The 21,427-nt window shown below is 70.3% G+C and carries 20 protein-coding genes and 1 riboswitch; of the genes, 12 read left to right on the forward strand and 8 right to left on the reverse strand.

Annotated elements, in window-relative coordinates; translation table 11 throughout:
- Positions 1-132 precede the first annotated feature (132 nt).
- A complete protein-coding gene (locus JNB50_RS14335; protein ID WP_208040835.1) occupies positions 133-960 on the forward strand; it encodes a CPBP family intramembrane glutamic endopeptidase in 828 nt (275 codons plus the stop codon).
- Between the two features lie 54 nt (positions 961-1,014).
- Here the strand turns inward: JNB50_RS14335 and JNB50_RS14340 are convergent, their stop codons facing one another.
- The 4 genes from JNB50_RS14340 to gcvT form a co-directional block, all read right to left on the reverse strand.
- Positions 1,015-2,649 carry a hypothetical protein gene (locus JNB50_RS14340; RefSeq protein WP_208040836.1) on the reverse strand — a complete coding sequence of 545 codons (1,635 nt, stop codon included), beginning with the start codon at positions 2,647-2,649 and terminating at the stop codon, positions 1,015-1,017.
- A gap of 219 nt (positions 2,650-2,868) precedes the next feature.
- Positions 2,869-5,769, reverse strand: a complete 2,901-nt coding sequence (gcvP, locus tag JNB50_RS14345; protein ID WP_208040837.1) for an aminomethyl-transferring glycine dehydrogenase — start codon at positions 5,767-5,769, stop codon at positions 2,869-2,871.
- 14 nt (positions 5,770-5,783) lie between these two features.
- Complete coding sequence (gene gcvH, locus JNB50_RS14350; RefSeq protein ID WP_208040838.1) at positions 5,784-6,158, reverse strand: glycine cleavage system protein GcvH; 375 nt, start codon at positions 6,156-6,158, stop codon at positions 5,784-5,786.
- Positions 6,159-6,160: 2 nt separating this feature from the next.
- Positions 6,161-7,327 (reverse strand): glycine cleavage system aminomethyltransferase GcvT, encoded by a 1,167-nt coding sequence (gene gcvT / locus JNB50_RS14355; protein ID WP_208040839.1) that lies wholly within the window; start codon positions 7,325-7,327, stop codon positions 6,161-6,163.
- Between the two features lie 175 nt (positions 7,328-7,502).
- Positions 7,503-7,594, reverse strand: a riboswitch (glycine riboswitch).
- A gap of 162 nt (positions 7,595-7,756) precedes the next feature.
- Here gcvT and JNB50_RS14360 point away from each other — a divergent pair.
- From JNB50_RS14360 to JNB50_RS14405, 10 genes are all read left to right on the forward strand, one after another.
- Positions 7,757-8,584, forward strand: a complete 828-nt coding sequence (locus JNB50_RS14360) for an NUDIX domain-containing protein (protein WP_208040840.1) — start codon at positions 7,757-7,759, stop codon at positions 8,582-8,584.
- A complete protein-coding gene (gene nadA, locus JNB50_RS14365) occupies positions 8,581-9,876 on the forward strand; it encodes a quinolinate synthase NadA (RefSeq protein WP_208040841.1) in 1,296 nt (431 codons plus the stop codon). The genes JNB50_RS14360 and nadA overlap by 4 nt, the downstream gene beginning before the upstream one ends.
- 1 nt (position 9,877) lies before the next feature.
- The gene (gene nadB / locus JNB50_RS14370) at positions 9,878-11,428 is read left to right on the forward strand and encodes an L-aspartate oxidase (RefSeq protein ID WP_208040842.1); all 1,551 of its coding nucleotides are present in this window, start codon (positions 9,878-9,880) and stop codon (positions 11,426-11,428) included.
- A complete protein-coding gene (gene nadC, locus JNB50_RS14375; RefSeq protein ID WP_208040843.1) occupies positions 11,422-12,282 on the forward strand; it encodes a carboxylating nicotinate-nucleotide diphosphorylase in 861 nt (286 codons plus the stop codon). Before nadB ends, nadC begins: the two co-directional genes overlap by 7 nt.
- A complete protein-coding gene (locus JNB50_RS14380; protein WP_208040844.1) occupies positions 12,279-13,430 on the forward strand; it encodes a cysteine desulfurase family protein in 1,152 nt (383 codons plus the stop codon). The genes nadC and JNB50_RS14380 overlap by 4 nt, the downstream gene beginning before the upstream one ends.
- Positions 13,431-13,531: 101 nt before the next feature.
- The gene (locus tag JNB50_RS14385) at positions 13,532-13,807 is read left to right on the forward strand and encodes a hypothetical protein (protein ID WP_208040845.1); all 276 of its coding nucleotides are present in this window, start codon (positions 13,532-13,534) and stop codon (positions 13,805-13,807) included.
- 168 nt (positions 13,808-13,975) lie between these two features.
- A complete protein-coding gene (locus tag JNB50_RS14390; protein ID WP_208041026.1) occupies positions 13,976-15,421 on the forward strand; it encodes an MDR family MFS transporter in 1,446 nt (481 codons plus the stop codon).
- 14 nt (positions 15,422-15,435) lie between these two features.
- The gene (locus tag JNB50_RS14395; RefSeq protein ID WP_208040846.1) at positions 15,436-15,798 is read left to right on the forward strand and encodes an iron chaperone; all 363 of its coding nucleotides are present in this window, start codon (positions 15,436-15,438) and stop codon (positions 15,796-15,798) included.
- A gap of 84 nt (positions 15,799-15,882) precedes the next feature.
- Positions 15,883-16,452: a carboxymuconolactone decarboxylase family protein gene (locus JNB50_RS14400; protein WP_208040847.1), complete on the forward strand. Its 570-nt coding sequence runs from the start codon at positions 15,883-15,885 to the stop codon at positions 16,450-16,452.
- Positions 16,449-16,808: a hypothetical protein gene (locus tag JNB50_RS14405; RefSeq protein WP_208040848.1), complete on the forward strand. Its 360-nt coding sequence runs from the start codon at positions 16,449-16,451 to the stop codon at positions 16,806-16,808. Before JNB50_RS14400 ends, JNB50_RS14405 begins: the two co-directional genes overlap by 4 nt.
- Before the next feature lie 17 nt (positions 16,809-16,825).
- On the opposite strand, the gene JNB50_RS14410 is transcribed toward JNB50_RS14405, so the two are convergent.
- Positions 16,826-17,311 (reverse strand): hypothetical protein, encoded by a 486-nt coding sequence (locus tag JNB50_RS14410; protein WP_208040849.1) that lies wholly within the window; start codon positions 17,309-17,311, stop codon positions 16,826-16,828.
- Positions 17,308-17,805 (reverse strand): hypothetical protein, encoded by a 498-nt coding sequence (locus JNB50_RS14415; RefSeq protein ID WP_208040850.1) that lies wholly within the window; start codon positions 17,803-17,805, stop codon positions 17,308-17,310. Before JNB50_RS14415 ends, JNB50_RS14410 begins: the two co-directional genes overlap by 4 nt.
- A gap of 125 nt (positions 17,806-17,930) precedes the next feature.
- Between JNB50_RS14415 and JNB50_RS14420 the strand changes: the two genes are divergently transcribed.
- On the forward strand, positions 17,931-18,287 hold the full coding sequence (locus tag JNB50_RS14420; protein WP_208040851.1) for a DUF488 family protein: 357 nt from the start codon (positions 17,931-17,933) through the stop codon (positions 18,285-18,287).
- A 36-nt stretch (positions 18,288-18,323) separates the two neighbouring features.
- Here the strand turns inward: JNB50_RS14420 and aceB are convergent, their stop codons facing one another.
- Together aceB and aceA are read right to left on the reverse strand one after the other, a co-directional pair.
- Positions 18,324-19,970, reverse strand: coding sequence for a malate synthase A (gene aceB / locus JNB50_RS14425; protein ID WP_208040852.1), 1,647 nt, complete (start codon positions 19,968-19,970; stop codon positions 18,324-18,326).
- A 113-nt stretch (positions 19,971-20,083) separates the two neighbouring features.
- Positions 20,084-21,391 (reverse strand): isocitrate lyase, encoded by a 1,308-nt coding sequence (gene aceA / locus JNB50_RS14430; RefSeq protein ID WP_208040853.1) that lies wholly within the window; start codon positions 21,389-21,391, stop codon positions 20,084-20,086.
- Positions 21,392-21,427 lie beyond the last annotated feature (36 nt).

The following is a 21,427-nucleotide window of genomic DNA, read 5'->3' on the forward strand; positions in this document are numbered from 1 at the left end:
CGCGACACCCCTGAAAACGGTGATCCGCGAGCGTGAAACGCAAGAAATCGCGCGCATCGCGCATTCACGGGGTGGAATTCACGAATGTACAACGTGTCGCCGCGCGCGCTCGGGGCCTGGCAGGATGCACATATGAGCAGTGAGCCCGCCGCAGCCGCCCCAGCGGGTGGCGCCACCGCCACCTGGAGCGGCGAAGTCCCCGTCGAGCGCAGCGGTCGCCCCCGCCTCTGGTGGGAGGTCGCGATCGTCCTCGGCCTCTCGCTCGGCCAGTCCGCGGTGTATTCGATCGTCTCGATCATCGATCGTTCCACGCAGAGCACTCCGCTGGCCGACCAGACGGCGCAGGTGAACCCGTCCCAGTCGAGCCGGCAGGTCTTCGACTTCGTCTACCAGTTCCTCGGCAACGCGTTCCCGCTGTTCGCGGTCGCGCTGGTGATCTTCCTCCTCTGGCAGCCCGGGCGCAGTGGGTTCCGCCGGATCGGCTTCGACCTGAGCAGGCCGGGACGGGACCTCGGCGGCGGAGTGCTGCTCTTCCTGGCCATCGGCATCCCCGGCATCCTCTTCTACGCGCTCGGCCGGGTGCTCGGGCTGACCGTGCAGGTGCAGGCCTCACCGCTCGACACGTACTGGTGGACGGTGCCGATCCTCGTCTTCGCCGCGCTCCGCGCCGGCCTGCAGGAGGAGGTGATCGTCGTCGGCTACCTCTTCACCCGTCTGCGCCAGCTGGGTTGGTCGAAGTGGACGATCATCCTCTCGGCGGCCGTGCTGCGCGGCAGCTACCACCTCTACCAGGGCTTCGGCCCGTTCGTCGGCAACGCGATCATGGGGGTGGTCTTCGGCTGGTGCTACACCCGCTGGGGGCGGGTGATGCCGCTCGTAGTCGCACACGTCGTCATCGACATCGTCTCGTTCGTCGGCTACCCCCTCGCCGTCGCGCTCTGGCCCCACATCTTCGCGTGAACGGCACGGCCCCGCCCGCGCGAGGCGAGTGGGGCCGGTACGACGTGTCGCGGGTCAGTCTTCGACGATCACCGCATAGCTGTCCATGTACGTTCCCGCGATGTCGACCGCGGGGCCGGGGAGCGGGACCTGGGTCATGGTCACGGTGTTGCCCGCGGTCACGCCCGTGCCGGGGCCACCGGTGTCGTTCTGTCCGGCGAAGTACACCGTACCGTCGGTCATCAGATAGAGGCCGCCTTCGCCGCCGAACTCGATGTGCTTGATCGTCTTGCCGTCCGGAACGATGACCCGGGTCCACACGTTCACACTCGGCTTGTTCGTTCCGATGCTCCCGTAGCCGGTCGTGTTGTTGCCGGCCATGTAGATCACGCCGTCCTCCGTCTTGGCGAACACCGACTCCAGGTCGGAGGCGTTGACCCAGATCTTCACCACGCGCTTGCCCTCGGGCCGCGTCAGCGGCACGGCCACCCCGGCGACTGCACCCTTCGCGCCGAGGCCGGGGAGCTGACCGTAGGTGTTCTTCCCCGCGCCCCACAGGTTGCCCTCGCCGTCCAGGTAGACCGAGGAGTCCTGGGTGGCGTGGGCCTCGACGATGTTCGTCAGGGGCGCACCGCTCGCCGTGATCGTCTGCGCCGCGAGGTACTGCTGGTTCTCCGAACCGTTGTTCCCCATTGCACGCCGCTGGTTCGATCCCGCGTTCCAGACGGTTCCGTCGCTCAGGAGGTAGAGCGCGCGCCACCAGCCGGCATCGCTGACCGAGACGATGGTCTTGCCCGGGTTGCGGGCGAGGATCTCCGTTCCCACCGGAATGTAGCCGTTGTAGCCCTTCTGCGTCCCTGCGGTGCTTCCGTCGTTGATCGAGAAGTTGCCGCCGGGGTTGTTGCCGACGCCGTGGAGGCGGCCATCGGCGTCGAAAGTAAAGATCGTCGAGTCGAGACAGGAGTTCGCCTGGCCGAAGCGGCTAGCGAGGAACGTGCGCCCGTCGATGGTCTTGGCGGGGCCCTGCGGACCCTTGGTGCCCGAATTCGCCGTGCCGTTGTCGGCGAGGACGCCGTAGGCGTTGTACCCGGTTGCGAAGATCGTTCCGCTCGTGGTGATGGCGTGGAACGTGCCGTGGGCGCCGGTGATCGCGGTGTACTTCTCGTTCCCCAGCCAACGGCTCGGCACGGTACGGGTGCCCAGTCGACCATCGCCGACCTCACCCGAGTAGTTGTAACCCCACGCGTAGACTCCACCAGCCCTGACCTCGTCGACGTTCAGGAACGCGTGTGCGATGGTGGTCGAGTATCGGGCGACCACCGGCACCGCTATGCCTCCGGCCACGCCGGCGCTGCTGATGCCGGAGATACTGACGCTCTCGAGGGTGCCGGACGCAGCAAACTCCTGGTACTCCGATCCGTCCGAGAACTTCAGAGGGCTGACACTGACCGAGATGAGGGTCCCGGCCGGTACCGGGGTTGCACCGTTCGACGTCACGGAGATCACGACATCGCTGAAGGTTTCGCCGGAGCGGACCGCGGGGGGCGTCGAGAGGAACTCGATGGTCGGCGTCACCGGGTTCCCCGGAGTCGAAACGGCGTGAGCGGGCGAGGCGACCGACAGGATGATCGCAGGGGTGGTCCAGGCGGCCGCGCCGACGATGGTTCGCCGGGAGATCGAGCGGGTCTGGGTTTCGGGCTGCGGGTTCATGACGCTCCTCAGAGGCAGGTGGGAAAGGGGGATGCATTCCCGACCGGGTCAGGCTCTGGAATGTCCCACCTAGCATTGACCCCTAACTGGCAACTGAGTGGCAGCGGGGTCCACTTTGAGTGGCCAACCCCGAGAGCTGAGGGACGCCTCCCGAAACAGGAACCGCCTCCGATCGGAATGACCGGAGGCGGTTCAGAGGCCCTGGGGGCCGCGGGAGACCTACGCGAAGGCCTCGGGAGGCGGGCAGGCGCAGAACAGGTTGCGGTCGCCGTAGGCCTGGTCGATGCGCCGCACCGGAGGCCAGTACTTGTTCCGCACCAGGGCCGGCACGGGGTAGACGGCCTGCTCGCGCGAGTAGGCGTGATCCCAGGTCGACGACACGACGGACTCCGCGGTGTGCGGGGCGCCCCGCAGCGGGTTGTCGTCGGCCGGCCACTCCCCTGCCGCCACGGCGTCGGCCTCCGCCTTGATGGCGATCATGGCCGTCACGAAGCGGTCGAGCTCAGCGAGGTCCTCGCTCTCGGTCGGCTCGACCATGAGCGTGCCGGCCACCGGGAACGACATCGTCGGGGCGTGGAAGCCGAAGTCGATCAAGCGCTTGGCGACGTCGTCGACCGTGACGCCCGTGCGCTCGGTGAGCGGGCGGACGTCGAGGATGCACTCGTGCGCGACCAGACCGTCGTCACCCGCGTAGAGCACGGGGAAGTGCTCCCGCAGCCGGGCGGCGACGTAGTTCGCCGCGAGCACGGCGGCACCGGTGGCGTCGGTGAGACCCGTGGCGCCCATCATGCGGACGTAGGCCCAGCTGATCGGGAGAATGCTCGGGCTGCCGTACGGCGCCGCGGAGACCGGGCCGCCGCCATGGACGATCCGCTCCGCGGAGCCGGCGAGCACGTGCGTCGCGTCCTGCGCGAGCGGGTGCCCGGGCAGGAACGGCGCGAGGTGAGCCTTCGCGGCCACCGGACCGACCCCGGGGCCGCCCCCGCCGTGCGGGATGCAGAACGTCTTGTGCAGGTTGAGGTGGCTGACGTCGCCGCCGAAGTCGCCGAACCGGGCGTAGCCCAGCAGGGCGTTGAGGTTGGCGCCGTCGACGTAGACCTGGCCACCGGCCTCGTGCACGGCCGCGGTGATGGCGACCACCTCGTGCTCGTAGACACCGTGCGTCGATGGGTAGGTGATCATCAGGGCGGCGAGCGTGTCGGCGTTCGCCGCGATCTTCGCGCGCAGGTCGTCCAGGTCGACGTTGCCGAGCTCATCGGTCGCGACGACCACGACGCTCATCCCGGCGAGGACCGCCGACGCGGCGTTCGTGCCGTGCGCCGACTGCGGGATGAGGCACACCGTGCGCTGATCGTCGCCGCGCGAGCGGTGGTAGCCGCGGATCGCGAGGAGGCCGGCGAGCTCGCCCTGGCTGCCCGCGTTCGGCTGCAGGGAGACGGTGTCGTAGCCGGTGACGTCGGCAAGCCAGCCCTCGAGCTGGTCGATCAGCTCCAACGAGCCCGCGACGTCGGCCGCGGGCGCGAACGGGTGGAGGGCCGCGAACTCCGGCCAGGTGACGGCCTCCATCTCGGTGGCGGCGTTGAGCTTCATCGTGCAGGAGCCCAGCGGGATCATGCCGCGGTCGAGTGCATAGTCGCGGTCCTGCAGCTGGCGGAGGTACCGCATCAGCGCCGTCTCGGAGTGATGCGTGGAGAACACCGGGTGCGTGAGGAAGTCGGACGTGCGGGCGAGCGCGGGCTCGAAGGACGGCTCGGAGCCGACCTCCAGCGCGGGCTCGCCGTCGACGGTGCCGCCGAGCGCCACGATCAGGTCGGCGAGCGGGAAGACGCCGTCGCGCAGGTCGGCAGCCGACTCCTCGTCGAGGCTCAGCGAGACGAGACCGGAGTCGATCGCGTGCAGCAGGAGGCCGCGCTCGTGCGCACGCTCGACCACCGTCGCCGCGTCGTCCACCTCGACCACGAGCGTGTCGAAGTAGGACCGCGATCGGACCTCGACACCGGCCGCGCGGAGCGCCCCGGCGACGGCGACGGCGGACAGGTGCACGTGCCGACCGATCGCCCGGAGACCTGTCGGGCCGTGGTAGACCGCGTACATCGCAGCCATCACCGCGAGCAGCACCTGGGCGGTGCAGATGTTGGAAGTAGCCTTTTCGCGGCGGATGTGCTGCTCACGCGTCTGCAGGGTGAGCCGATATGCCGGCTTGCCGATCGCGTCCTGCGAGACGCCCACCAGGCGGCCGGGGAGCTGCCGCTCCAGGCCCTTCCGCACGGCCATGTAGCCCGCGTGCGGGCCGCCGAAGCCCATCGGCACGCCGAACCGCTGGCTGGTGCCGACGGCGACGTCGGCGCCGAGCTCGCCCGGCGAGGTCAGCTGCGTGAGGGCGAGCAGGTCGGCGGCTGCCACGACGACCGCGCCCGCGGCCTTGGCCGCGGCGATCACGGCGGACGGGTCCCAGACCCGGCCGGAGGCGCCGGGGTACTGCACGAACAGACCGAACGCCGCGTGCAGCTCCGGTGCGTCGGCGGGCGTCGAGGCGAGGTCGAGCACGACGAGCTCGATGCCGACGGCCTCCGCGCGGTTGCGCAGCAGCGCCAACGTCTGCGGGAACGTGTCCGCGTCGACCACGAAGGTCGAGCCCGCGGCCTTCGAGGCGCGACGCGCCAGCAGCATCCCCTCGACGACGGCGGTGCCCTCGTCGAGCATCGAGGCGTTGGCGGTGTCCAGACCGGTGAGGTCGGAGACCATCGTCTGGAAGTTGATGAGCGCCTCCAGGCGGCCCTGCGAGATCTCCGGCTGGTACGGCGTGTACGCGGTGTACCAACCCGGGTTCTCGAGCACGTTGCGCTTGATCACGGCCGGCGTGATGGTGCCGTAGTAGCCGAGGCCGATCAGGCTGCGGTTCACCGTGTTGCGCGCGGCGAGCGCGCGCAGCTCGCGCAGGGCGGCGCGCTCCCCGATCGGGGCGGGCAGCGTGGACACGCGATCGGCGTCCACGCGGATGGAGTCCGGCACTGCGGCGGAGACGAGCGCCTCCACGGATTCGTAGCCGAGGACCGACAGCATCGACTGCTGCGCGTCCCCGTCGGTGCCGATGTGGCGCGTCTGGAACAGGTCGCTCATGTGTCGCGGAAGCCTTACTCGCCCGTGAGGGCCTTGTACTCGTCGTAGGAGAGGAGACCGTCGGGGAGGGCGTTGAAGGTCACCTTGATGAGCCAGCCCTCGCCGAACGGGTCGCTGTTGACCAGCTCCGGCGCGTCGACGACGGCCTGGTTGGCCTCGGCGACGGTGCCGTCGACCGGGGCGAAGAGCTCGCCGACCGACTTGGTCGACTCGATCTCGCCGACCACGCGGCCGACCGCGACGTCGCTGCCCTCCGCGGGCAGCTCGACGAAGACCACGTCGCCCAGCTTCTCGGCGGCGTAGCTCGTGATGCCGACGGTCGCGGTGTCGCCGTCGACCAGGAGCCACTCGTGCTCTGCGGTGTACTTGAGGTCCTGCTCTGCGGCCATGGTCAGTGCTTCTTTCTGCTGTAGAAGGGGAGGGCGGTGACGGTGAACGGAAGCGTGGTGCCGCGCACGTCGACGTGAAGCTCGGTGCCGGGGCGCGCGAATCGCGGGGAGACATACGCCATGGCGATCGGGACGCCGATCGTGGGCGAGAGGGCGCCGGAGGTCACGACACCGACCGCCTCGGCCGCGCCGTCCGCGGCGGGGGCGAGCACCGGGTAGCCGGCCCGCGCGGCGCGCTTGCCCTGGCCCATCAGCCCGACGAGCACGCGGGCCTCGGCGTCGGGACCCTCTTCGCTGGCGGCGCGGCCGACGAAGTCGCTGTCTTTGGCGAGGTTGACCACGCGACCGAGGCCGGCCTGGGCGGGCATCGTGTCGCGGCCGAGCTCGTGGCCGTAGAGCGGCATCCCCGCCTCGAGCCGGAGCGTGTCGCGGCTGGCGAGCCCGGCGGGCACCAGCCCCTGCGCGGCGCCGGCCTCCATCAGGGCGTCCCAGAGCGCGCGGGCGTTGTCGGGCGCCGTGTAGAGCTCGAAGCCGTCCTCGCCGGTGTACCCGGTGCGGGCGACCAGCACCGGATGCGTCTCGAACTCGGCGGGGACGCTCCAGTAGTACTTCAGCTCCGTGACGCGCTGCGCGAAGTCGTCGCCCTCGAGGTGGAAGCCGGGGGTGGCCAGCAGGATGCTCAGCGAGGCGGGGCCTTGCACGGCGATCAGCGCGATGTCGTCGCTCTCGTCGTAGACCTCCACGTCGAACGGGGCCGTGCGGTCGCGCAGCTCCTCGGCCACGGCCTCCCGGTTGGACGCGTTCGCGACGACCATGTAGCGGTCGTCGCCGGTGCGGTAGACGACGAGATCGTCGAGGATGCCGCCCGAGCGCGACAGCAGCATGCTGTACTTCGCCTGGTCGAGCGCGAGCGACGACAGCTTGCCGGCGAGGGCGTAGTCGAGCGCCTGCCCGGCCTCCAGGCCGATGAGCACGATCTCGCCCATGTGCGACAGGTCGAACAGGCCCGCCGCTGTGCGGACGGCGTGGTGCTCCGCGAGATCGCTGGAGTAGCGCACCGGCATCTGCCAGCCTGCGAAGTCGGTGAAGGACGCGCCCGCCGCCGTGTGGGCGTCATGGAGGGGCGAGGTGCGCTCCGTTGCGTTGGTCTGACTGTCCTGCGAGCTCATGAGTTCTCCGTTCGCCGGCCGTGCCGGAGGGATGACGGGAAGCGCAGCGCGCTCCCGTGTGAAGAACTCCCCCTCTGTCATCCGGCCTGAGAGTTTCACCGCGCCCGCGCGAGCGTGCGGCGGCTTTCACCGTGGGCGAGGGGCGCCTGCCGGCGACCCTGCTTTTCAGAGTGGCCAGTCCGATGCGGTACACGTACCTGAGAGATTGTCGGGGAGGATTGCTCCTTCGGTGCCGCGCACGGGGCGCGGCTCTCCCGCATCGACCTGATTGGCCCGGTATTCAGTTGACCCGGCCAGCATATCCGCATCCTCGCCCTCTCCGCGCGCGCCCGCGTGCGACGCGGCCGGTTTGGTGTTCGGGTCAGAGTGACACTAAGATGGCCGACAACTTATGGTCACGATGACCTTTAGTCGGACGGGAGGCCGGAGATGGCCGCACACGAACACGCGAGCGCGATGCTCGCCGTGTCGACGGTCATCTTCGCGCTGCGCTCGGACGAGCAGACCGGCGGCGAGCCCCAGGTCTGGCTGCCGCTCGTGCGCCGCATCCGCGACCCGTACGAAGGATGCTGGGCGCTCCCGGGCGGTCCGCTCCGAGTCGGCGAAGACCTGGCCTACGCGGCCGCCCGGACGCTGGGCGACACGACCGGGCTGACTCCGAGGTACCTGGAGCAGCTGTACACGTTCGGCGACGCCGTGCGCTCCCCCGACGCCGCCGACAGCGTCGAGCGAGTCGTGTCGATCGTCTACTGGGCACTGGTCGGCAGCGCGGAAGCCGAGCAGGCGACCGCGGGCGAGAACGTCGGCTGGTTCGCCGCCGACGACCTCCCCCGGCTGGCCTTCGACCACAACGTCATCGTCGAGTACGCGCTCTGGCGGCTGCGCACGAAGATGGAGTACTCCCGCATCGCCCACGCCTTCCTCGGCGAGCGCTTCACGCTGGCGCAGCTGCGCGAAGTGCACGAGGCCGTGCTCGGCCGGCCGCTCGACCCGGCGAACTTCCGGCGGACCATCGAGGCCTCCGGCGCCGTCGTCCCGACCGGCGACTACCTGACGGGGACGCGCCACCGGCCTCCCCGGCTCTACCGCTACAACGACTCGATCGACCTCGCCGACGCGGGGCCGCTCCCCCGCCAGCAGCCTCCCTACGGATCGCGCCAGGCACCCGGACCTGCCCAGACCCCCCGACCGGCCCAGACCCCCCGACCTGCCCAGACCCCCGAACCACGTCCCACCCCGGAAAGCGAGCAGTCATGACCATCGCATCGGTCGACACCACCATCCAGCTCATCGCGAGCGGCAGCCTCGACGGCGCCACCTGCGCACCGGAGCTCGCCGAGGGGCCATGGCTGTTCGACTCGGCGCCACCGTCGTACGGTCCTGGCGCATCCCAGGACGACCCCATCCCGGCGCACGCCCCGCGTCAGGGCGAGCTGCCGGACGAGTACCGCACCGCGTCGAAGGAGGAGCTCGCCGAGCGCATCCGCGCGGCGAAGGCGACGCTCGGCGACCGCGTCGCGGTGATGGGCCACTTCTACCAGCGCGACGAGGTCGTGCAGTACGCGGATTTCGTGGGCGACTCCTTCCAGCTCGCCAACGCGGCCAAGGCGCGGCCGGAGGCCGAGACGATCGTCTTCTGCGGCGTGCACTTCATGGCGGAGACGGCCGACATCGTCTCGCGCCCGGAGCAGCGGGTGATCCTGCCGAACCTGGCCGCCGGGTGCTCGATGGCCGACATGGCCGACCTCGACTCCGTGCAGGACTGCTGGGAGGCGCTGGAGGAGCTGTACGGCACCGAGCCGGACGCGGACGGCCGGGTGCCGGTCATCCCGGTCACGTACATGAACTCGTCGGCGGCACTCAAGGCGTTCTGCGGCGAGCACGGCGGCATCGTGTGCACGTCGTCCAACGCGGCCACCGTGCTCGAGTGGGCCTTCCAGCGCGGGCAGCGCGTGCTGTTCTTCCCCGACCAGCACCTCGGCCGCAACACGGCCAAGGCGATGGGCGTGCCCCTGGAGCGCATGCCGCTCTGGAACCCGCGCAAGCCCCTCGGCGGAAACGACGAGGCGACGCTCGGCGACGCGCAGGTCATCCTGTGGCACGGCTTCTGCTCGGTGCACAAGCGCTTCACGGTCGGCCAGATCGAGCACGCGCGTGCGGAGTTCCCCGGCGTGCGGGTGATCGTGCACCCCGAGTGTCCGATGGACGTGGTCGACGCCGCAGACGAGTACGGCTCGACCGACTACATCGTCAAGGCGATCCAGGCGGCGCCGGCCGGCTCGACCTTCGCCATCGGCACCGAGATCAACCTGGTGCAGCGCCTGGCCGCCGAGTACCCGCAGCACACGATCTTCTGCCTCGACTCGGTGGTCTGCCCGTGCTCCACGATGTACCGCATTCACCCGGGCTACCTGGCCTGGGTGTTGGAGGGGCTCGTGCGCGGCGAGGTGCTCAACCAGGTGCGCGTCCCCGACGACGTGGCCGAGCCCGCCAGGGTCGCCCTCGAGCGCATGCTGGCGGCGCGCCCGGACACCACGATGGCGGCCTGACATGGCCCGCGTGGTCGTCGTCGGGAGCGGCATCGCCGGCCTCGTCGCCGCACTGCGGGCGGCCGAACGCCACGAGGTGACCGTCGTCACCAAGGGCACGATCGCCGACGGCAGCACCCGGTACGCGCAGGGCGGGATCGCCGCTGCCGTGTTCTCCGACGACAGCGTCGCAGCGCACGTCGCGGACACGCTGCGCGCGGGAGCCGGGCTGAACGTGCCGGCCGCCGTCGAAGCGCTCTGCGGGGACGGCCCGCGACGCGTGCGCGAGCTGATCGCACTCGGCGTCGCCTTCGATCGCGACGGGCAGGGTCTCGCCAGGGGTCTGGAGGCCGCGCACTCGAGCGCGCGCGTGCTGCACGCGGGCGGCGACGCCACGGGTGCCGAGATCGAGCGGGCACTCGACGCCGCTGTGCGCCGTGCGGGCATCCGCGTGCTGACGGGAGCGTATCTCCGCGACGTCGTGGTGACGGACGGCGCCGCCTCCGGCGTCGCGCTGCGCCTCGCCGACGGCACGGAGACGCAGCTCGACGCGGACGCGGTCATCCTCGCCACGGGCGGGTGGGGACAGCTGTACGCGCACACGACCAACCCGGCCATCGCGACCGGCGACGGCGTCGCAGCGGCGTGGCGCGCCGGCGCACTGCTCGCCGACCTCGAGTTCACGCAGTTCCATCCGACGGCGCTCCGGCTCCCGTCGGGCGACGGCGGATCGCGCGTCTTCCTGGTGTCGGAGGCGGTCCGCGGCGAGGGCGCCGTGCTGCGCAATGCGCGCGGCGAGCGGTTCATGCTCGACGCGCACCCCGACGCCGAGCTCGCGCCGCGCGACGTCGTCGCCCGCGCGATCGCGGTCGAGATGGCAGCCCAGGACGGCCTGCCGGTCGTGCTCGACGCGACGGCGCTCGGCGCGGACTTCCTCGCCCGACGCTTCCCGACCATCGACGCGGCCTGTCGGGCGGCCGGGATCGACTGGTCACGTGAGCCGGTGCCGGTCACGCCGGCCGCGCACTACGCGATGGGCGGTGTCGTCACAGACATCCAGGGGCGCACGAGCGTCCCCGGCCTGTTCGCGGTCGGCGAGGTGGCCTGTACGGGGGCGCAGGGCGCCAACCGGCTGGCGTCGAACTCCCTGCTGGAAGGTCTGGTGTTCGCCCACCGCGCGGCGGAAGCGATCAGCGAGCCGTGGACCGAGGTTCCCGCCTGGGCCGCCGCGCCGGGCTCCGCCGGCTCCGCTGAGCGGGAGGTCCCGGACGGCGACGAGCCGTTCGACCGCGCGCGACTCCAGTCCCTCCTCTGGACCGGCGCGGGCCTGCACCGCGACCGCGCCGGCCTCCAGCGCGCCGCCCGCGCGCTCGCCTCCCTCCGGATGCCCGCACCCGGCGAGGACGCGAATCTCCTGCAGCTCGGCCGCCTCGTCGTGGCCGCCGCGCTGTCGCGCGAAGAGTCGCGCGGCGCCCACTTCCGCTCCGACTTCCCGCTGCCGGCGGCCGGCACGCCGCGCCACACGGTGCTCGCGCCGCTGTCCGTTCCTACCGAGGTGACCGTTCCATGCTGACCCGCCAGACCATCCATGACGTCGTCCGAGCCGCTCTTGCCGAGGACGCGCCGTGGGGAGACCTGACCAGCGAGCTGCTCATTCCCGAAAGGGCATATGCCACCGCGCGGCTCTCCGCTCGCGAGCCCGGGACGTTCTCCGGAGGCGCGGTCTTCGCCGCCGCGATGACGCTCACGGACCCGGCGATCGAAGTCGAGCTGGCTGTCGCGGACGGCAACGCCTTCGAGGCGGGCGACACTCTTGCGACGGTGAGCGGGCCGGCGCGCTCGGTGCTCCAGGGCGAGCGGGTGGCGCTCAACTTCGTGCAGAGGATGTCCGGGATCGCGACGCTCACGGCGTCGTTCGTCGCCGAAGTCGCGCACACGTCGGCGCGGATCGTGGACACCAGGAAGACCACGCCCGGCCTGCGTGCCTTCGAGCGTCATGCCGTGCGCAGCGGCGGCGGCCATAACCACCGCTACTCCCTCTCCGACGCGGTGATGGCCAAGGACAACCACCTCGCGATCCTCACCGCCCAGTCCGGGCTGTCGGTGACCGATGCGCTCCGACGGGTGCGCTCCGAGCTGTCGCACACCACGCACCTGGAGGTGGAGGTGGACCGCATCGACCAGATCGAGCCGGTGCTCGCCGCCGGAGTCGACACGATCATGCTCGACAACTTCACGCTGGACGAGCTGCGCAAGGGCGTCGCGATCGTCGGCGGCCGAGCGATCGTGGAGGCCAGCGGCAACGTGAGCCTGGCCACCGTGCGCGAGATCGCCGAGACCGGGGTCGATGTGATCTCCGCAGGGGCGCTCACGCACAGCGTCCGCTCGCTCGACCTCGGACTGGACGTGGTGCTGGAGAACGTATGACCAGCAGCCTCTACCTCGACGCGGCCGCGACCTCCGCGGTGCGCCGTGACGTGCTGGAAGCGATGTGGCCGTACCTGACCGGCGACTTCGGCAACCCCTCCAGCCATCACGCCGTCGGCGAGTCCGCGGCGCGGGCGCTGGCGGACGCCCGGGCGACGGTCGCCGAGTGGCTCGGCTGCCGGGCCTCCGAGATCGTCTTCACCTCGGGAGGCACCGAGGCCGACAACCTCGCGATCAAGGGGATCGCCCTCGGCGCACCGCGCGGCAAGCACATCGTCACGACGCCCATCGAACACGAGGCGGTGCTCGCGTCCGTCGACCACCTGGTGCGCCTGCACGGCTTCGAGGTCTCCCTGGTGCCGGTCGGGCGCGATGGCATGGTCTCCCCCGCCGACTTCGCCGCGGCTCTGCGCCCGGACACCACGCTGGCGAGCGTGATGCTCGCCAACAACGAAGTCGGCACCGTGCAACCCGTGGCGGAGCTTGCGGCTCTCGCCCACGAGCACGGTGTCCCGTTCCACACCGATGCCGTGCAGGCCGCCGGTTGGCTCCCGCTCGACGTGCGCGAACTCGGCGTCGATGCACTGAGCGTGTCCGGTCACAAGATCGGGGCTCCCAAGGGCATCGGCGCGCTCTTCGCGCGTGGCCGGCTCGCCCTCGAGCCGGTGGTGCACGGGGGCGGTCAGGAGCGCGGGCGCCGCTCCGGAACCGAGAACGTGGCAGGGGCCGTCGCCCTGGCTGCGGCGGCGCGCCTGTCGATGCGCGACCGGGAGGCCAACGCGGCCCGCGCCTCCGCGGCACGGGACGCATTCGTCGCCGCGGTCGTCGCCGCGACCCCGGGCGCGCAGTTGACCGGGCACCCGTCCGAACGCCTGCCCGGCAGCGCGTCGTTCGTCTTCCCCGGCACCAACGGCGAAACAGTGCTGCTGGAGTTGGAGCGACGCGGGATCGTCTCCTCCAGCGGATCCGCCTGCGCTGCCGGCAGTGAGGACGCCTCGCACGTGCTCCTCGCCCTCGGCTACGACGAGGACATCGCGCGAACCGCCGTCCGGTTCTCGTGGGGCGCCGACGTCACGGAGGCCGACCTCCTCACCGTCGCCCCGGCCGTCGCCGACGCCGTGCGCGAGGTCTCCGGCCTCGCCTCCTGAGATTCGTGACGAATCTCACGATTCGTGGCACGAATGTCGCGATTCGTCACGAATGTCTGCGGGCGAGCCGGCGCCATCGCGTTGGCGCATGCCGAAGATTCGTGACGAATCTCACGATTCGTGGCACGAATGTCGCGATTCGTCACGAATCTCGACGCCCGAACCTCGCGCTCGTCGCGGCGGCGGGCCGGAGATTCGTCACGAATGTCGTGATTCGTGGCACGAATGTCGCGATTCGTCACGAAGCTCGACGCCCGAACCTCGCGCTCGTCGCGGCGGCGGGCCGGAGATTCGTCACGAATGTCGAGATTCGTGGCACGAATGTCGCGATTCGTCACGAATGTCTGCGCGTTTATTCCGGGTTACGCGGAGAGTGAACGCGGGGGCGAGTTCACCTGTGCGCAACCCGCGATGTCGGCGGTCATGGATAGTGTGAACCGGTGACTGAGAAGACCTCACCTGCGCCCACCGACGCCTCCGACGCCGCCGCGCTCGATCAGTCCCGGGGGGACACGAACACCGGCACCACCGACACCACCGAGCGGGTGACGGAACGCCCGCGCATCGCGCCGCGCGACCAACGCGTGATCTGGCTGCTGCTCGCCGCGACGTTCGTCGTGATCCTCAACGAGACGATCATGAGCGTCGCCCTGCCGAAGCTCATGGACGACCTCCACATCGACGCGCTCGCCGCGCAGTGGCTCTCGACCGCGTTCATGCTCACGATGGCGGTCGTCATCCCGATGACCGGCTTCCTGCTCCAGCGTTTCACCACCAGGCAGGTGTTCATCACCGCCATGTCGCTGTTCTCGCTCGGCACGCTCGTCGCCGCCCTCGCGCCCGGATTCGGGCTGCTCGTCGGGGCGCGCGTCATCCAGGCGTGCGGAACGGCGATCATGCTCCCGCTGCTGATGACCACGCTGATGACGCTCGTGCCGCCCGCGCTGCGCGGTCGCACCATGGGCAACGTCTCGATCGTGATCTCGGTCGCGCCGGCCATCGGCCCGACCATTTCCGGCGTCATCCTCAACTTCCTCGCCTGGCGCTGGATCTTCTTGATCGTGCTCCCGATCGCCCTGGTGATGCTGCTCATCGGCATCCGCTTCGTCGAGAACGTGACAGAGACCGAGAAGAGCCGCATCGACGTGCTCTCGGTCATCCTCGCGGCGTTCGGCTTCGGCGGCCTGGTCTACGGGCTGACGCTGAGCGGCGAGACCGGCGCGGCAGCGGCCGGCAGCGAGGTCATGCTCTGGGGATCGCTCGCCGTGGGCGTCGTCTCGCTCGCCGCGTTCATCACGCGTCAGCTCCTCCTGCAGCGCACCGACAGGGCTCTGCTCGACCTGCGCACCTTCCGCAGCCCGATCTTCACCGTCGCCATCGTGCTGATGGCGACCACCACGGCCTCCCTGTTCGGGGTGATCATCGTCCTGCCGCTCTACCTGCAGCACGTGCTGCACCTGGATGTGCTCGGCACCGGCCTCCTGCTGCTGCCGGGCGGTCTCGTGATGGGTCTCGCCGCTCCGTTCGTCGGCCGGCTCTACGACCGGTTCGGTCCGCGCGTGCTCGTGGTGCCCGGCGCCATCCTGGTCAGCCTGGTGATGTGGTCGCTCACGATGGTGACCGAGACCACTCCGGTCTACTTGGTCCTCATCGCCCACATCACGATGAGCCTCGGCCTCGCGCTCATGTTCACACCGCTGTTCACCGCGGGGCTCGGCGCGGTGCCCCCGCATCTGTACTCGCACGGCAGTGCGATCGTCGGCACCATCCAGCAGGTCGGCGGCGCCGCCGGCACCGCGCTGCTCGTTGCGGTGCTCTCTGCGCAGACGGCGGCGCTCGCGGCGGGCGGTGCGACGCTCGACGCTGCGACGGCCGGCGGCATCCGCACGGCGTTCCTGGCCGCGGCGATCATCTCGCTGTTCGGGGTCGTCGGCTCGTTCTTCATCTCGAAGCCGGCTGACGCGCCGTCGGAGGCGGCGTTCGCCCACTGACCGAAGGGATCACCATGGCACGCGGTGTCGATGCCGATACGGTCGAGGAGTATCTCGACCGGATCGGCGAGCCCTTCGGCACGGCGTTGCGCACGGTGCGCGATCGCATCGTGGCGATCATCCCGGATGCCGAGCAGGTGATCAGCTACCGGGTGCCGATCTTCCGGCTCGACGGCAGAGGGGTGGTCGGGCTCTCCGCCACCGCGCGAGAGTGCAGCCTCCTGCTGATGTCGCCTCCCGCAGCGGCCGAGCTGGCGGGCCGGTTGACCGAGGGGTCGATCACCGGCGCGACACTGCACTTCCCTCCCTCCACGCCCCTGAGCGATGAGACGCTGCGCACCGTGCTCGCGGTGCGGCTGCACGAGCTGGGCCGCTAGCGCGCCGCACGCTCTGGCGTCCATCGCCGCGCGGTGGGACGATGTCTCGCGACGAGGGGACGCTGTGCAGGCGAGGAGGAAGCGATGACCGTCATCCAGACCGTCGACCCCGGCGAGGCGACCGGTGCCGTCGCGGAGATCTACGCCACGGACGAGCGGGACCTCGGCTACGTGGCCGAGTACACACGCGTGCTGTCCGTCAATCCCGAGGCCTACCAGGCGTGGGAGCAGCTGATCAGGGCCATCGTGTCGCAGCTCGGCGTTCGCCGCTATGAGCTCGTCACGCTCGCAGCGGCCGAGGGAACGCGTTCCCAGCACTGCCGTCTCGCGCACGGGCGCAAGACCCTCGCGGTCATGGACGCCGACGCCGTGGAGGCCATCGCCCGCGACTACCGCAACGCCGGGCTCAGCGAGGCGGAGGTCGCGATGATGGAGTACGCCGAGCGCATCAGCACCGACGCTGCCTCGATGACGGAGGCCGATGCCCTCCGGCTGCGCGACCTCGGATTCACCGATCGGGAGATCGTCGACATCACCCTCGCGGCAGCCGCTCGCAACTATTTCAGCCGCGCCATCCAAGCGCTCGGCGTCTCGGTGGAGGTCCCTCCCGGACTCAGCGACAGCCTGCGCGGCGCGCTGTTGGCGTCGCTGTGAGCGCCGCCGATACTCGGGCGGGCGACCCCGCGCCGATCGAGCGTGCCATCGTGCAGGACGTGATGCTGGCCACCCCGCGTCCGGTGGGCCGCATCCAGACCCGCCGGGTCACGATGCAGCCGAACGTCGCGGGCGGCCTGCACCTCCACAACGGCCCGGTCGTCGGCGCGATCGAGCGCGGGTCGGCGATCTACCAGATCGAGGGAGGCGCCGAGCACACCCTCGAGGTCGGCGACACCTTCTACGAAGAGGAGGGCACCCGCATCGCCCGGTTCGATGCCGGCCCCGACGGTGTCGTGTTCCTCGCCCATTTCCTCGTGGCGACGCACGAGGAACCGACCCTGACGATGCTGTAGGAGGCACCCCGCGCGTGTCATCCTGCCCTGCGCAGAACCAGGTGCGCGTCTGCCGACCAGCGCTGGTCCAGATTGTCCGTGAAACCCATCGAGAGCACGCGATACCCTTCGGTCCGCGTGTAGGGACGGAGCATCCGGCCATGCTCGTTCGCCTCGACGGCGAACTCCCACTCGCCGTTGACGAGCTCGACGAAGAACTCTCCGGGCGGCAGCACCTCGAAGGTGATAGCGCTCGCGATCTGCTTCTGATGGATCTTCGCGACGATCGACACGTTGTGGAAGGTCGAGACCGACCGATTGCTCACCACCACGCCGAACGCGAGCGGGACCGCATTCCGGTCGGAGACCGCCCAGGCCGACAGCTTCGACGCCTGAGCCTTCGCCTCCCGGTTCTCCTCGGCCGCGCGCCTCCGCCGGTCGACCAGGAGCTGAGCTCCTGCGAAGCCGACGGCCGCCGTCGTGATCCACGTCGGGATATCTCCCGCCCAGGTCGGCCAGTTCATGAGACCTCCGTGTCGTGGCCGAGGCCTGTCGGTTGTGCGGAAAATCGGACCGTCCGACCGCTGTGCACACTCTCATCCGGTGCGCTGCCTGCGTCGCTCTGCCCGCCGTCGAGTTCGCTCGCATCGGGAACGAGCTTTCGGATCCGCGACCGGATCGCGCTCTCCTGCCGTCCGTGCGAGGCTGCGATTCGAGCGATCGGCACCCGCCGCGCGCGCGATTGGAGCAGGCGTGCGTCCTCGACAGCAGTCCAGCGCGCGTAGGCGTTCGGGTACGTCTCGCGAATCGCCGCGACAGAGTAGCTCGGCGCTGTCGCCTGGCCGTCGGCTTCGGCGAACGTGTCAACCTCCAACGCGATCGCCATGACATCGGACATCGGGATCTCGGCCAGGAGTGAGGACGTGCGCCAGAACGCCAGCATTCCGCCCTGGGCAGTGATCTGGTCAGCATCGAACGTCACAGCGTCACCCGCGTTCACGTTGACCACGATGTTCATGCAAAGAAACCTAGCATTAACAATGTCTTGTCATGCCCGATGTGCGCAGCGAGCAGCGCGACTACGCTGCCGATGAGACGATCGTCGGCCCCCGTCGATCACCGCGCACTCTGTAGGAGGCACCCATGGTGTTCGTCGTCAAGCGCGTCTACGACCCGCCGGCGGTCGAGGACGGTTTCCGCGTGCTCGTCGACCGGCTCTGGCCGCGCGGGCTCACGAAAGAGAAGGCGAAGGTCGACCTCTGGCTCAAGGAGGTCGCCCCGTCGACGGAACTGCGGCGCTGGTTCCATCACGAGGCGCCGTTGTTCGACGAGTTCAGCGCGCGGTACGACGCGGAGCTGGATGCGAACCCCGGGCCCGTCGACCAGCTGCGGGAGCTCGGCAGGACGCATCCCGTCGTCACCCTTCTGGTCGGCGCGCGCGACCCCGAACTGAATCAGGGGGTGGCGCTCGAGAGGTATCTCGAGCACCACCCCCGGTGACGGCAACCACAGCCGTCGGCGTCGGCCGCGCCCGGTTCAGACGGCCGGCGCCAGCTCCTGCGCGCGCTCCTCGTCCACGAGGAAGCGGGTGTAGGCGGGGATCGTCAGGAACGTCGGGAACTCCTCACCCAGCGAGACCTCCCGCAGCAGCTCGGCGGCGTCGTCGAAGCGGTCGTCGACGCCCGCCGCGCGGGCGGCGGCGATGAGGCGGCTGCGCTCCTCCTCCAGCACTCCGGCGACGAGCGCGCGGTCGACCGGGGTTCCCTCGTCGGTCACCACGCGGTTCTCGATCCACTGGCGCAGGAGCGAGCGGGAGATCTCGGCGGTCGCCGCGTCCTCCATCAGTCCGTCGATCGCGACCGCGCCCGTTCCGCGCAGCCAGGCCTCGATGTAGCGCAGGGCGACCGAGACGTTCGACTGCACGCCGGCGTCGGTCACCGAACCGCCTGCCGAGCTGATGTCGAGGAGGTCGTCCGCGGTGACGTGGACATCGTCGCGCAGCCGGCCGACCTGGTTCGGCCGGTCTCCGAGCACGGCATCGAACTCCGCGAGCGCCGTGGGGATGAGGTCGGGGTGCGCGACCCAGGTGCCGTCGAAGCCGTCGCCGGCCTCTCTCCGCTTGTCGTCGGCGACCTGCGCCAGCGCGCGCTCGGTCGCCTCGGCGTCGCGGCGGTTCGGGATGAACGCGCTCATCCCGCCGATGGCGTGCGCGCCGCGCTTGTGGCAGGTCGCCACCAGCAGCTCGGTGTACGCGCGCATGAACGGGACGGTCATCGTGATGCCGCGGCGGTCGCCGAACGCGAAGCGCCTGCCGCGGCCGAGGAACGTCTTGATGATCGAGAAGATGTAGTCCCAGCGTCCGGCGTTCAGCCCGGCGCAGTGGTCGCGCAGCTCGTAGAGGATCTCCTCCATCTCGAACGCGGCGGGGATAGTCTCGATGAGGACCGTCGCCCGCACCGTGCCCACCGGCATCCCGATGCGCTGCTGGGCGAACACGAAGATGTCGTTCCACAGTCGCGCCTCCAGGTGCGACTCCAGCTTCGGGAGGTAGAAGTACGGGCCTCGGCCCGACGCCACCAGCTCGGCCGCGTTGTGCCAGAAGTACAGCCCGAAGTCGGTGAGGGAGGCGCTCGCCGGCGCGGTGCGGCCCGCGCGGTCGGTGAAGGCGAGGTGCTTCTCGACCAGGTGCCAGCCGCGCGGGCGCATCACGATCGTCGGCGTGTGCTCGTGCGGGGTGGTGACGCGGTAGTCCTTGCCCTCCGGGCTGGTGAAGGCGAGACGCCCGCGGACGGCGTCCTGCAGGGTGTGCTGGCCGCCGACGATGTTCGCCCAGGTCGGACTGGTGGCGTCCTCCAGGTCGGCGAGCCAGACCCGCGCGCCGGAGTTGAGGGCATTGATCGCCATCTTGGGGTCGGTCGGCCCGGTGATCTCCACGCGCCGGTCCTCCAGGCCGGGGCCAGCGCCGGCGACGCGCCAGCTCGGGTCTTCGCGGACGGCCTCCGTGGTGCTCAGGAACTTCGGGTCGCGGCCGTTGCCGGCCTCCGACCGGCGACGCTGACGCGCGAGCAGCAGCTCCTGGCGCCTGGCTGCGAACGCCTGGTGGAGGTGGTCGACGAAGGCGAGCGCCTCCGGGGTCAGGATGTCGTCGGCCCCGTCGACGCGGGGCCCGGTGATCTCGATCATGGTCGTGTCCTTTCGCTTCTCCCCGGCCATCGCTTCCTCACTTTCTCCCGCCCCACGCGGCGTGTCGGCGAGAGGAAGTGAGGAAGCGATGGCTGGGGTGCGGGGGTGGTGGATCAGAACTGGTGCTGTTCGGTGGAACCGACGAGGGCGAGGGTGGCGCTGTCGGGGTTGAGCGCGGTCGCGATGCGGTCGAAGTAGCCGGTGCCGACCTCCCGCTGGTGGCGGGTGGCGGTGTATCCGGAGCTCTCGGAGGCGAATTCGGCCTCCTGGAGGTCCACGTACGCGCTCATCTGCCGGTCGGCGTAGTCCTTGGCGAGCGTGAACATGGAGTAGTTGAGGGCGTGGAAGCCCGCGAGGGTGATGAACTGGAAGGCGTAGCTCATCGCCGCCAGCTCGCGCTGGAAGCGGGCGATCGTCTCGTCGTCGAGGTGCTTGCGCCAGTTGAACGACGGCGAGCAGTTGTATGCCAGCTTCTTGCCGGGGAACTCGGCGTGCACCGCCTCGGCGAACCGACGTGCGAGGTCGAGGTCGGGCTCGGCCGACTCCACCCAGAGCAGGTCGGCGTACGGAGCGTACGCGAGCCCGCGGGCGATGACCGGCTCGATGCCGTTCCGCACCTCGTAGAAGCCCTCCGCGGTGCGGGTGCCGGTGAGGAACGGCCGGTCGCGCTCATCGTGGTCGCTCGTGAGCAGCGTCGCCGCGAGCGAGTCGGTGCGGGCGATGACGATCGTCGGCACTCCGGCGACGTCTGCCGCGAGCCGAGCCGCGTTGAGTGTGCGGATGTGCTGGCCGGTCGGGATGAGGACCTTGCCGCCCATGTGGCCGCACTTCTTCTCGCTCGCCAGCTGGTCCTCCCAGTGCACGCCCGCGGCACCGGCCTGGATCATGCCGTGCATCAACTCGTAGGCGTTGAGTGGCCCGCCGAACCCGGCCTCGGCGTCGGCGACGATCGGAGCCATCCAGTCGGTCACCGCACCGTCGGTGCCCTCGACCTGACCGGCTCGCAGCAGCGCGTTGTTGATGCGGCGCACGACGGCCGGGACCGAGTTGGCCGGGTAGAGGCTCTGGTCGGGGTAGGTCTGACCGGACAGGTTTGCGTCGGCGGCGACCTGCCAGCCGGAGAGGTAGATGGCCTCCAGGCCCGCCCGCACCTGCTGCACGGCCTGGTTGCCGGTGAGTGCGCCGAGCGCGGCGACCCACTGGGCGTCCGGTCCGCTGCCATCGCGCTGGATGAGCTGCCAGAGCCGCTCTGCGCCGCGCCGGGCGAGGGTCTGCTCCTCGCGGACCGGACCGCGCAGCGCCACGACATCCTCGGCCGTGTAGTCGCGGCGGATGCCGGACCAGCGCGGGTCGGCGTCCCACTCGAGCCGGAGCTCTGCAGCGGTCTGCGTGGTGTCGCCGGGACGGGCTGCGGTGTTCATGAGGACCTCCATCGGTCGGATCGGATGACACGATCG

The organism is Leifsonia sp. TF02-11, from assembly GCF_017565305.1.
Classification (GTDB): Bacteria; Actinomycetota; Actinomycetes; order Actinomycetales; family Microbacteriaceae; genus Leifsonia.

Bases quoted from the DNA above. Each gene is read 5' to 3' on its own strand.
- gcvT (WP_208040839.1), bottom strand. From the start codon at position 7,327: ATGAGCTCGCAGGACAGTCAGACCAACGCAACGGAGCGCACCTCGCCC.
- JNB50_RS14380 (WP_208040844.1), top strand. From the start codon at position 12,279: ATGACCAGCAGCCTCTACCTCGACGCGGCCGCGACCTCCGCGGTGCGC.
- JNB50_RS14335 (WP_208040835.1), top strand. From the start codon at position 133: ATGAGCAGTGAGCCCGCCGCAGCCGCCCCAGCGGGTGGCGCCACCGCC.
- aceA (WP_208040853.1), bottom strand. From the start codon at position 21,391: ATGAACACCGCAGCCCGTCCCGGCGACACCACGCAGACCGCTGCAGAG.
- JNB50_RS14415 (WP_208040850.1), bottom strand. From the start codon at position 17,805: ATGAACATCGTGGTCAACGTGAACGCGGGTGACGCTGTGACGTTCGAT.
- gcvP (WP_208040837.1), bottom strand. From the start codon at position 5,769: ATGAGCGACCTGTTCCAGACGCGCCACATCGGCACCGACGGGGACGCG.
- JNB50_RS14395 (WP_208040846.1), top strand. From the start codon at position 15,436: ATGGCACGCGGTGTCGATGCCGATACGGTCGAGGAGTATCTCGACCGG.
- nadC (WP_208040843.1), top strand. From the start codon at position 11,422: ATGCTGACCCGCCAGACCATCCATGACGTCGTCCGAGCCGCTCTTGCC.
- JNB50_RS14420 (WP_208040851.1), top strand. From the start codon at position 17,931: ATGGTGTTCGTCGTCAAGCGCGTCTACGACCCGCCGGCGGTCGAGGAC.
- nadA (WP_208040841.1), top strand. From the start codon at position 8,581: ATGACCATCGCATCGGTCGACACCACCATCCAGCTCATCGCGAGCGGC.
- JNB50_RS14340 (WP_208040836.1), bottom strand. From the start codon at position 2,649: ATGAACCCGCAGCCCGAAACCCAGACCCGCTCGATCTCCCGGCGAACC.
- gcvH (WP_208040838.1), bottom strand. From the start codon at position 6,158: ATGGCCGCAGAGCAGGACCTCAAGTACACCGCAGAGCACGAGTGGCTC.
- aceB (WP_208040852.1), bottom strand. From the start codon at position 19,970: ATGATCGAGATCACCGGGCCCCGCGTCGACGGGGCCGACGACATCCTG.
- JNB50_RS14400 (WP_208040847.1), top strand. From the start codon at position 15,883: ATGACCGTCATCCAGACCGTCGACCCCGGCGAGGCGACCGGTGCCGTC.
- nadB (WP_208040842.1), top strand. From the start codon at position 9,878: ATGGCCCGCGTGGTCGTCGTCGGGAGCGGCATCGCCGGCCTCGTCGCC.
- JNB50_RS14410 (WP_208040849.1), bottom strand. From the start codon at position 17,311: ATGAACTGGCCGACCTGGGCGGGAGATATCCCGACGTGGATCACGACG.
- JNB50_RS14360 (WP_208040840.1), top strand. From the start codon at position 7,757: ATGGCCGCACACGAACACGCGAGCGCGATGCTCGCCGTGTCGACGGTC.